Origin of the sequence: Desulfatiglans anilini DSM 4660, assembly GCF_000422285.1 — a bacterium.
In the GTDB taxonomy this organism is placed as follows: Bacteria; Desulfobacterota; DSM-4660; order Desulfatiglandales; family Desulfatiglandaceae; genus Desulfatiglans; species Desulfatiglans anilini.
Genome location: NZ_AULM01000064.1, coordinates 1 through 10,924, shown reverse-complemented (window position 1 = coordinate 10,924; position 10,924 = coordinate 1). Strand labels below are relative to the sequence as shown.

Annotated in this window: 11 protein-coding genes and 3 pseudogenes; 2 read left to right on the top strand and 12 right to left on the bottom strand. The window is 46.4% G+C overall.

Features of this window, described 5'->3' with window-relative positions:
* A pseudogene (locus H567_RS0120255) lies at positions 1 to 317 on the bottom strand (hypothetical protein); the annotation flags it as partial.
* A 130-nt stretch (positions 318 to 447) separates the two neighbouring features.
* Here H567_RS0120255 and H567_RS30190 point away from each other — a divergent pair.
* Complete coding sequence (locus H567_RS30190; protein ID WP_153306298.1) at positions 448 to 648, top strand: transposase; 201 nt, start codon at positions 448 to 450, stop codon at positions 646 to 648.
* Between the two features lie 275 nt (positions 649 to 923).
* Here the strand turns inward: H567_RS30190 and H567_RS26285 are convergent, their stop codons facing one another.
* The 6 genes and pseudogenes from H567_RS26285 to H567_RS30185 form a co-directional block, all read right to left on the bottom strand.
* A complete protein-coding gene (locus H567_RS26285; protein ID WP_208598438.1) occupies positions 924 to 1,727 on the bottom strand; it encodes an epoxyqueuosine reductase in 804 nt (267 codons plus the stop codon).
* 131 nt (positions 1,728 to 1,858) lie between these two features.
* Entirely contained in the window at positions 1,859 to 2,728 is an 870-nt protein-coding gene (locus tag H567_RS0120245; protein ID WP_028322787.1) for a 3-hydroxyacyl-CoA dehydrogenase family protein, read from the bottom strand.
* Positions 2,729 to 2,739: 11 nt separating this feature from the next.
* Complete coding sequence (locus H567_RS0120240) at positions 2,740 to 3,522, bottom strand: enoyl-CoA hydratase/isomerase family protein (protein WP_028322786.1); 783 nt, start codon at positions 3,520 to 3,522, stop codon at positions 2,740 to 2,742.
* Between the two features lie 284 nt (positions 3,523 to 3,806).
* Positions 3,807 to 4,964, bottom strand: a complete 1,158-nt coding sequence (locus H567_RS0120235; RefSeq protein ID WP_028322785.1) for an acyl-CoA dehydrogenase family protein — start codon at positions 4,962 to 4,964, stop codon at positions 3,807 to 3,809.
* Positions 4,965 to 5,187: 223 nt separating this feature from the next.
* Positions 5,188 to 5,508, bottom strand: a pseudogene (locus tag H567_RS28140) (transposase); the annotation flags it as partial.
* Positions 5,509 to 5,700: 192 nt separating this feature from the next.
* Complete coding sequence (locus H567_RS30185; RefSeq protein WP_353743105.1) at positions 5,701 to 6,186, bottom strand: helix-turn-helix domain-containing protein; 486 nt, start codon at positions 6,184 to 6,186, stop codon at positions 5,701 to 5,703.
* 755 nt (positions 6,187 to 6,941) lie between these two features.
* On the opposite strand from H567_RS30185, the gene H567_RS28795 reads away from it, so the two are divergent.
* Positions 6,942 to 7,145, top strand: a complete 204-nt coding sequence (locus H567_RS28795) for a DUF4338 domain-containing protein (RefSeq protein ID WP_244155527.1) — start codon at positions 6,942 to 6,944, stop codon at positions 7,143 to 7,145.
* A gap of 296 nt (positions 7,146 to 7,441) precedes the next feature.
* On the opposite strand, the gene H567_RS0120215 is transcribed toward H567_RS28795, so the two are convergent.
* The 5 genes and pseudogenes from H567_RS0120215 to H567_RS29430 form a co-directional block, all read right to left on the bottom strand.
* Positions 7,442 to 8,287 carry a flavodoxin family protein gene (locus tag H567_RS0120215; protein ID WP_028322782.1) on the bottom strand — a complete coding sequence of 282 codons (846 nt, stop codon included), beginning with the start codon at positions 8,285 to 8,287 and terminating at the stop codon, positions 7,442 to 7,444.
* A 19-nt stretch (positions 8,288 to 8,306) separates the two neighbouring features.
* The gene (locus tag H567_RS0120210) at positions 8,307 to 9,053 is read right to left on the bottom strand and encodes an ABC transporter ATP-binding protein (protein ID WP_208598437.1); all 747 of its coding nucleotides are present in this window, start codon (positions 9,051 to 9,053) and stop codon (positions 8,307 to 8,309) included.
* 13 nt (positions 9,054 to 9,066) lie between these two features.
* Positions 9,067 to 9,816, bottom strand: coding sequence for an ABC transporter ATP-binding protein (locus tag H567_RS0120205; protein ID WP_028322780.1), 750 nt, complete (start codon positions 9,814 to 9,816; stop codon positions 9,067 to 9,069).
* Positions 9,817 to 9,820: 4 nt separating this feature from the next.
* On the bottom strand, positions 9,821 to 10,582 hold the full coding sequence (locus tag H567_RS26275; RefSeq protein ID WP_084517642.1) for a branched-chain amino acid ABC transporter permease: 762 nt from the start codon (positions 10,580 to 10,582) through the stop codon (positions 9,821 to 9,823).
* 87 nt (positions 10,583 to 10,669) lie between these two features.
* Positions 10,670 to 10,924 (bottom strand): annotated as a pseudogene (locus tag H567_RS29430) (IS1634 family transposase); the annotation flags it as partial.

Genomic DNA, 10,924 nt, shown 5'->3' with positions numbered 1-10,924 from the left:
GAAGGCCCCTGCCTCTTCCTTTTTGCAGGGACGACGTCGTCGACAATGCCGGCGAGGTCCAAAGGCTTGTCGATTTCAAGCAGGGCAAAAAGCGATCCGAACTCTTTGGAGGAAATCCGGCTGGGGAACCCGCTCTCTTTGGCCATAAAGACGGAGAGGATTTTGTCGGCAGAGCCGAGATACACCTGGTTGACAACTTTGGGTTTGCCATCGATGCGTTGGGTCTCACGCACGTAGTAGTAGGCGTTGCCTTTCTTGATTTTCTTGTGGAGGTGCGCCATGGCACCCACTATATAGAGTAGGGTCCTACATGTCAAGAGAAAATATCCTTGATGGTTATATATGCTGCATTTGAGAAGGCATTTTTTCGGCATACAGTAGGGTCCTACGATCAAACAACGGCTAACATATTGATATCACAGATAATCAAGCGGTTTCTGCTCGCTTATTTGTAAAGTCGAGTATGAGACGTTCGAGCCCCCGGAGGCCAGGCAACTGGCCGAAAGGCTTGAGATTCATTACACGCCGAAACAAGGCAGTTGGCTCAACATAGCGGAGATCGAACTCAGCGTCATAAAAGGGCAGTGCCTCGACCGAAGAATCGCCGATATTGCTACCATGCGGGCTGAAGTGGCCACATGGGAATAGACCGAAATAACAGCGCAAAAAAATTATCTGGCACTTCAAAACACCCAATGCCAGGATCCACTTGAAACGCTTACATCCGCAATTCTAAGCATTACATGATACTAGATCCGAATAAATAGCTAACATCTTCATCGTGAACGGCTGTAAAGATATATTAGCCTCTTGTCCATAAGTAAAGAACGGTTAAATTTTTCTACATTCCCAAAATTCAGGATATAAATCTATCTCAATCCCGCTTGTAAACTGAGAAAAACCTATTTCTGGATGGAGACTAACTAACTTTTTCCAACAGGACATACATCCATGCATGTGAAGCAGCCACCAAAGACACCCAATTTGGTCAAAAGAGACTGCCACACGTTAAAAGTATCAGCACTGTAGATGAGATCCCCACGCCTTTTTATGTTATTTTCCTTCATAATCGCATTAAAATGATGAAGTGTATATTTTAGGCCAAATGGCATAGCTTGAGGGAGGCAAAGTTTGTGATCTTTAGTACCATTTTCATGAATCGCCCCTACAGGGCAGGCTTTCAGGCACAGGCTGCAGTCTACTCCCTTACACAATTTGTCATCTGACTTTTTATCTGGAATAAGCTCAGCAGAGGTAATCACCGCTCCAAGATAGATTCGTGGACCATATTCTTTGCACACGAAATTGGTCGATAGCCCAATCTCCCCCAGGCCTGCCTCCGCTGCCACATGCCTTAACGACAAGTCTCCCATCATTCCAGTATTTTTTTCAAAATCCACCGGAATGTCCGCGTGGATAATGAGTGATTCATATCCCATTTTTTCTAAGTAGTGAGACAGCTTAAACCCGACATCATCGTTTGCACGACATGTCTCAACTCCGTTGTATCTTTTCAGTCGGAGATCTTTTCCCTTGATTACTCCCCGTAACATATGAACTCCGTATGAAACAACACTCCTTCCATTCTTTAGTAATTTTAAAGGTTTCTGTTCAGTTGGGATAATCTTTTCTAAGTGTTCAACAGAGACCACGCCAGCGATATCCGCACCTGATTCGAGTGTAAATTTCTTTACTTTCCTTGTAAGATCCATATTAATATTCTCCATTTTTTATGCTTTGTATAATCGACAGGGAAATCCCCTTAGGCGCGCATATTTGAAGGATACCTCTTCCCACCAACCTTAAACTGACCACGAAAACCTTTTTTACTTTAATTTTTCATACCTTCTTCCCTCACCTATTTTTGTGTATAGTCATGAAATCCTTTGCCGCAACTCCTACCCGTCCTACCTGCCCTGAGGTAGTTTTTGACCCAGACGGGAACCTTGAACCGACTGCCCAACTCAGTTTCCAAATAATCACAGACGGTTTTAAGCAATGGGACGCCGTCAAAAAAATCGAAGACCTCGAAAGGTCCCATGGGATGCCCCAATCCCAATTTAGCGCCGGTATCCACATCCCTAGCAGTGGCAACGCCTTCTTCCACGATTTTGCTTGCCTCAACGGCCAAGATATGCAGCAACCGATTGACAACAAATCCCGGGCTGTCGGTACAGATAATCGGTCTTTTCTCCATCAACTCAGACAACTCCGCGACCTTACTGATGGTATCTGCGGAAGATTCAACCCCCCGAATCACTTCCACCAGCTTCATGACGGGCACAGGATTGAAAAAATGCATGCCCGCCACCTTATCCGGCCGTTTCGTCGCGGAGGCTATTTCGGACACTGAAAGAGACGATGTATTTGTCAAAAGCAATGCCTCTTCAGACTTCACCATATTGTCCAACCGTTTGAACAGCTCCTTTTTGACCTCCATATTCTCAAATACTGCCTCGATAACCACATCCGCATCCCTGACCACCTCAAAATCAGTAGTCATCTGAATCCGCCTCAAGACAGCCACCCGTTCCTCGGACGATATTTTGCCTTTCTCCTCCGATTTAGCGATGCTTTTTTCCGCCTTTCCTCTGCCTCGATTGATAACCTCCTCGCTCAGGTCTATTCCAATCACGTTAAAACCTTGCCGTGCGAATGCCTCAATAATGCTCATGCCGACATTTCCGGCGCCAATTACTATTAAATTGAGTTCCTTGCTGATTTGCATTGATAGCCCCTCTATTGGCCTTTGAAATGTGGTTTGCGCTTTCCATAGAACGCGTCAATACCTTCGTTCTTATCATCACTGGCAATAGTCAAATTAGCCAGAGCGCTTTCCAGGATGAGTCCAGTTTCCAGATCTGTCTCCGACCCATACTTAACCGCGAATAGGGTACTTTTGACAGCCAGTGGCGCCTTTTCGGCTATCTTGCCGGCAATCTCTAAGCATCTTTTTATCAACTCCTCGGGCTTTACCACCAAATTGGCCAGCCCGAAATCCACCGCAGTTTTCGCGTCGATCATGTCGCCTGTGAGCAAATACCACAGAGCACGCCCCTTCCCTATCAATCGGGTTAACCTCTGGGTACCGCCGTATCCCGGAATAACACCTAACCCAAGTTCCGGCAGGCCAAACTTCGCGTTTTCAGAAACCACTCGCAATGTGCAAGACATAGCGAGTTCGCAGCCCCCTCCCAAAGCTAATCCATTGACAGCTGCTATTGTAGGTATGCCTAATGTCTCGATGTCATAGTTCATCTGATGGCCGATTCTCACGGCATCAAATCCTTCCTTAAGGCCCCAACTCCGGATGTTCTTGACATCAGCACCTGCAACAAAAGCTTTTTCACCCGCCCCAGTAAATATTAATACCTTGACTGCGCTGTTTCCCTTAATATCTCGCAAAACGCTTTCAACTTCTTGAATGACCTCTTCATTTAAAGCATTCATGGCTTTAGGGCGGTTGATGGTCAAGATTCCGATGTCATTCTCCGTTTTAAACTCTACATTTTTATATTTCACACCTCATCCTCCTTTGCTTATCCTTAGTGTTTACTCATGCGCGGATATAATTTCTTTCATACAACTTTTAATTCGCACCCTACATAGCCTCAGTATGTCCAAAATTCCGGTGTTATTTTTACTTAACAGAATCTGGGTCTATGTCAATCCCGTTTATAAACCGGGAAAAACCCTATTTCCGGATGGACACTAATTATCATCAGGTTTACAGGCGGTTAATAATCATCTCTGTGATCCTCTCAGCTCAACAAATGTAAATAGCACTCGGCGGGCTGGGAATAAATTTAGACAATAGGGATTTTGCCCAATAATGAGTTCGCTATAAGGATTTTCTCCATCTCCTTGGTCCCTTCGTATATCTCAAGAATCTTTGCATCACGGTAAAAGCGGGCAATGTCAAATTCATTAAAAAATCCATACCCACCATGCATCTGAAGAGACTCTTGCACAATAGACACGGCATTTTGAGCGCAAAACCACTTGGCCATGGCCACAAGTGCATGATTTTCTTTCCCGTTGTCAAGGGACCAGGCCGCCCGATAGTAAAGAGAACGGCCTGCCTCGATCAGGGTAGCCATTTCGGCAATCTTAAACCGGATCGCCTGAAAGGTTCCGATGGGTTTTCCAAACTGTTTTCTTTGAGAAATATGCCGCATAGCCTGCTCCAGTGCGCCCTGGGCTAGGCCCGTTGACTGGGCGCACACCGTCACCCGCTCGCGGTTAAACAGACAGAGGACCTGTCTGAAGCCCTCCTGTTCTTTTCCGATTAAATTTTCGACCGGTACGCGAACCTCCTTGAACACCAATTCAGAAGTATCAGAAGCACGTATGCCCAACTTATTTTTAAGCTTGTTCGCCTCAAACCCCACGGCATCGGCATTTACAATAATGCAGCTGTATTGTCTGTGCCGCGAAGCTTCCTCACAGTGAGTCTTACAAAAAACAATCACATGATCCGCAAGAGACCCATTAGTAATGAATATCTTACTACCATTGATAATATATAAATCGTTATCCTTCACGGCGCTGGTTTCAGCGGATGCAACATCGGATCCAGAATTAGGTTCGGTTATGGCGGTGGCGAGGATTGCATTTCCTTCAACCAGAGGTGTCAGGTATCTCCGCTTTTGCTCTTCATTCCCAAAGGCAATAAGGATCTCCGCTCCGAACGTACACGATATAATGGCCTGCGCCAGGCCCGGATCCACTCGCCAAAATTCTTCTACAATTAAGGCATTTTCGAAAAAGCCCAGCCCCGGTCCCCCATATTCCTCAGGAATAATGGCGCCTACAAAACCAAGGCTTCTTGCCTTTTCGAGTAGGGCCATGTCCATCCTCTCTTCATGGTCGCAGTCCTTCGCAACTGACGGAAATTCGCCTTCCGCAAATTCTCTGGCCGCACTTTTCACATCCGCCTGTTCTTTTGATAATAAAAATTCCATATTGTTCTATAAACTCCTTTCAAATTAGATCATGCGAAACAGCCCGGTTTGCAGTGTAAAATACACCCAAACCAAAAAATCCAAAAACGGAGAATCAGCCTGCCTCATATGATTTAAGCGCCCAATGCGCTGCCAAAGTAATGCGAAGTTCAACATGTGTCTTTGAAAACGGTGTCTTTCAAAATTTCAATATCAGTAAATTTACAGATTTATACATAGCGTCTTAAATAATTGCGCATAGACCATGAAGCGTTTGATTCGGATCATACCAGTCGCGGAATTGCTGAAATACCGATTTGGCTAACTCTTCCAAGCTTGCAAAACACCTGTTATGGGTTTTCAGACGGCGGATCAATTTCCAGACCCTTTCGATATGGTTAAGCTTCGGGATATAGGGAGGAAGATAGTCAAGATGAAGATGTTTTTTATGGGCTTTGAGCCAGGGCTGGAGCAGCCTTGCGTGCTGCCAACGGGCATTATCCACGACCACAACCATTTTCTTTCTTTTCGCCCTTCGCCTGAAAAGATTCTTTAGGAAGATGAGAAACGACTCCGCTCAGAATTTTTCACCCCTTGCACGAGAAAGCGCCCATCACGAGCGCACCCAGCGCCATATACCCCGATCTTTTTGCCTGTCAGTGCATACAGCACAACGGGGTCCATATCCTCAGGCGGGAGATACATGGTGCAGCGGGAACCGTGTTGCTAAAAGTGGCATTCGTCCTCGAATTTAATATCAAGATCCCAACGTTTGGCCATCCGCAGTGGTTTTTTTATGTCTCCGCGGCGCCTCAGCGTCGGATCGTGCGATGACCGGGCGTGGCTTCCTCTGTCTGAACCCAAGCCGGTGAAAAAGGCGCTGGCATTGACGTACGCCGAGATAGACCCCGTACCGGGTGGCAAGATGATGCCTGAGCAACTTACCGTCCCAGAGATTCTGGCGGTAGCCAAACGTTTCGGTCGATTTTCGCAGGTCAGAGGCAACGGCCCGGATGGTTTTGTCATCAATGGATTTTGGCCGGCCAGATCTCTTGGTTTCTTGCAGCCCTGCAAAGCTGCTTTCCTCAAAGCGCTTCATCCAATTCTGAACCGCACGAGGGCAGTGGCCAAAGAGGTCTGCAACCTTCGCACAGCTGAATCCCTGGCTGACCAGGAGAACACCATGAAGCCGATGATCGTATCGCGAATCCTCGGATCTAATGATCTCGTCCTTGATCGCCATCCGCATGATTTCGGGATCTGTAATTTCCAGCTTGCACATGCTTCACCTCCTTTCGGAGCCTATCATGTAACAGGTCTCCATTATTCGCAAAACTTTATGTCGTCCTATATAGTAAATTAAGTTATCAATCACAGGGGGGCAATGCGATCCAATTTGGCAGCGGATTCAAATTTCATTCCCTGATAACATCGAGATTCTAGGCCAGCTTTGGCGGATTCGGAACTCAGGTTCTGTTTTCGACACTGATGCTCTCCCGACTATGAAAACTTCAAACCGAGCAATTTATGACCTGAGCCGAGGCTATACTCAGAAACCTCGGTTGTCTTTCCAGCTCCGGCTTGCGCTCCACCTCCGCCCTAAACGACCAAAATTCCTGATTTAGAAAAGCTTGTCAGGGAGTACATTTTCCCCTGACGTCCGCGGCTATACTTTGCTAGGGTGCTTTCCCAAGAGGGAACAGCACCTTGGCAGAGATCCTGTATCAAATTCGTGGTCGTCCGATCAGAAACCTAGGCCTCTCGTTTATCCGTGCTACCATCTCCCGGCATTTGGAACGAGGTCGAACCGCAATCTCCCGGGTGCTATGTGAGCACTGGGACTGGCGGCAGCCGAATCGGCAACTCAAAGAGATGGCCTGCCGTGCGCTATTCCTCAAGTTCCAGGAAAAGTAGGTTGTTAATTTCCCCCGGTCTTTGTCGACAACGAATCATCGGAAGCCCCGTAAGCCTGTTCGACGCAGCAATAGCAACGACACATTGGAGTTTCACGGAACGGTCTCCGCGTTTGCCTCTTTGAAAATCGACATGCCCCGGCGCACCCCGGATGAAGTCCTGTGCAATCACCTGGTCGATAATTACCATTACCTGGCGCTCCCCCGAATCGTCAGTGCATACCTGAAGTACCTCGCCTACCCGGATGGACACCTGGTGGCATGCCTCCGTTGGGGCTCAGCGCCTTAGAGGGTGGAGTGCTGCGACCGATTCATCGGTTCGCAGCCCCGTACCACGGAAGCGAACCTCTACAAGGTAGTCAATAATGTCACATTCCAGACTCTCAACTGGGTTTCGGTGCAACACTTAGCCTCGCATGGTAGCTATCTTTTCAAAAAATTGGGCTTCGGAATTTTGCACTCCTCACAAGCTGAAATTTCAACTACTGTATACTCCAAAAATTATTGCGATAGTCAATTACAGCTCCTCGGCCTTACCAAGTTATTCCATTTTAAACAATAACTTTACCTGTTATCTTAAAAAAACTAATGATTATGCATCCATTTTCCTTCTTCTCGATATCCGCATGTAATACTTTTCAACAACTCTCTCTTTTCTAAAAATTTCTGTTTCATTCCAACCAACCATTTTCGATGAAGCAATCTGCTTTCAAGGTCACCCACAATATTTTTGGGATCACGAGTCATGTGCATTATAGGACCATCATTGACCCATTCTATATGCCCCGAATTATGACAACTGAGGCACTCAACGCGATCGTTGCCCAAAAACTTGAAAGCGTTTCCTAAGCACACGGAACACTCGTGCGCTTTGGAGACCCTCACATAGTTGGGATCAAGAAGGATTTTTCCGAGGTGAGCAGCAACGTCCCTGTTCTTATCAGAAATAAACACCTCACCTGGGAGGGCAGCATAAACTGTCACTTGATCCTTAACAACAAAGCCAAGCGAAACCGCAGACGAAGCCAGATCCGTCTGACAACTCCCCTCTTTGCCTTCTATGCCAGCCAAGGCGACGACAACAGCCGGTTTTCCATAGAATGCTTCAATTTCAGCCAAAACCATAAGTCCTCGATCTGAAAGAATCTTCACGGCACAATAAGCTCCCAGAAAATAAGTGGGGGCCACCAGTATCACACCGCTGGCTTCTTTCAGAATCGTTATTACCTTTGCCAAATCGTCCTTTAATGAGCACTTTCCTTCCTCAAAAAGACATTTGTAACATCCTGTACACAGCTTCACATCTATTTTTGTGAGGTTTATCAGTATCAATTCATGTTCCATAGGAATATTGCGACTGATCTCCTTAATCATCAGCTCACTGTTACCAAGGTTTCTGGGCGACCCTATTAAGCCAACTATTTTTTCCACGCGCGTAACCTCCTGACGCTTATATCCCAAAATAGGCGGACTTAACTTCAGGGTTATCCATAAGCTCCTGTCCTGTCCCGCTCAGTGTATGCATTCCATTCTCCAATATATATCCCCTATCAATAAACGGTAGGAGCGGCCTCGCAAACTGTTCTGTCACCAACTGTGTGATCCCCTTATGATTGATGTGCTTCATAGCTTCAACTAAATTGCGTTGCAGCATGGGGCTCAAGCCAAGTAAGGGCTCGTCTAGAAGCAATAAATGAGGTCTAGCAGTCAGAACCATCCCAATCATAAGCATTTGCTGTTCTCCCCCACTTAGAAAACCAGCTTTCCTATTCTTAAATCTTTCTAAAGTAGGGAAAAGTTCAAAAACAGAATGGATATCTTGTCTGACCGACCCACTACCGTGCAAATATCCGGCAATCTTGAGGTTCTCAACGACATCGCTCTCGCGAAAAATGGGATGCCTTTCACGAGCGAGTACAATCCCCCTTTTTACTCTGTTCTTTGGTTTAACTCCCAGAATATTATCCCCTTTATATAGGATTTCTCCAAGGACTGTAATCCTCACCCCCCCCCTCCTCGCCTCCCTTACCCTCATCTCTTCAAGAAGGCCAGAAATCGAATTCATCATCGTTGTCTTTCCTGCACTGTTTGGCCCTAGAACACTTACAAACTCGCCTTCTAAAACGTGAAAACTAAAATCGTTCAAAGCAAGGGCATTTTCATAAAACACCATAAGATTTTTCACTTCAAGCATCATGCAGTGCCCCCATTTACTCAGACCCAAGATAGGCCTCTTTAACAGCTTCCACCTCCATTACATCACGAGGAGACCCATCAGCAACCTTTCGACCGTAATTTAGAACAATCACCCTATTTGCAACTCGAAAAAGCTCCTTCAATCTATGCTCGACCATAAGCAAAGTTGTCCCTCTCTCCTTTAGCTTCTCCAAAATAGGTAATGTGCCAGCAACTTCTGCCATGCTCATGCCTGAAAAGAGTTCGTCCAATACAACTAAATCCGGCCGCAGCGCCAAGCTTCGAGCCAATTCTAGACGCTTTAGGTACCCATGCGGAAGGCTGCTCGTCAACTTATAAGGTACACCGGAGCTACGATCAAAGCCAACTTCCTCCAGCAAATCCATGGCGATATCATCTCTCTCGCCGTATACACCTCCCCTGAATTGCCTTGCCCTCGCAGAGCAAAGAGGAATAATTATATTTTTATACGCGGGCATCCTATAGAACGCCTTCGCCATCTGGAAGGTCCGAGCAATACCAAGATTAGCAATACTGTGGGGCTTCTTGGCAGATATTTCCCTCCCACAGTATAGAATACTGCCAGAATCCGGCCGCACAAACCCTGTTATTAGATTAAGCAAGGTGCTCTTTCCAGACCCATTCGGACCGATGATTCCTAAAAAATCACCTTTTTTCAGCTCAAAACTGACATTGAATACGGCAATCACACCCCAAAAGGCCTTGTTGAGTTGAGATACCTGTAATATATAACCTTCATTCATTCCCTCACTCCACTTTAACGCGTCGCTCAAATTGATGGTATTTTCTTTCCAAATATTTAAAAATACCCTCTGGAAGCAAAATTATAAATACAAGCAAGGCCAAGCTGTAAAAAAGCATCCTTATCCCCCCAAGGGTCCGCAAAATTTCCGCAAGGGGCACTACAATAAAAGAGCCTACCATCGCTCCCGCCTGGCTTCCGATCCCACCCACAACAGCAGAGGCAATTGGAAGGATGGAGTAGTCCAATGCAAAGGCAGGGGTTCCAACGAAACCAATCCAATGTGTGATAAATGCTCCCACAAATGCGCCCACTGCAGCTGCTAAGAACACATTTTGATTTTTACGGGAGTAAACATCTATCCCTCCACTCATGGCTGCTTGATCATTATCTCCAATCGATATAAAAACAAGGCCGTAATCAGTTGCCATAAGTCTACGCATTCCAAAAAAGCATCCCAGCGTCGCTAAAACTGCCAAAAAACACGTAACAGTAGAATTTGTAAATCTTCCAAGACCACTCAATCCATCATTCCCGCCCAAAATGTGTAGCGCCTCGAAAACTTTTCCAATCGTTAAGGGTAAAATCAGCGTAACCATACTAAAATATATGCCTCTTAATCTCAAAACGGGCATAAGCAAAAAGGTACAAAAAGCACCCCCGACAAACGTACCTGTCGGAATAGTAATAAAGATAGGCCAGTTGAGATAATAATTCAGAATACCCGCGATGTACGCGCCGGAGGCAACAAAAAGCGCCTGGCCCAGGCCTGGGTTCCGGGTGGGTAGTCAAAGGGTAGCCGGAAACGGCATTAAATCCGAACGGTTAGACGTAGGCCCAAAAAACGCGTGTTACTACGCTTCTGAATGGCGGTTCACAACTTCCAGAATCGGTTTAGGGATTGAAATTTTTAATGTTTTCAGCGTAGACAGGACCTCCTCTGGGGGTTCATTGCGTCGAAAGAATAGGTGACTCGGGGTCTCGAATTCCGTGGCCTGGAACTGAGCCAAGGCATGATGGAGCCACCCCCATGTCTTGCCGGTCATGAACTCGGCTACCCGTTGGAGCAACAGGGCCAGCACACAGATTTTGATATGCGCTTCAATTCG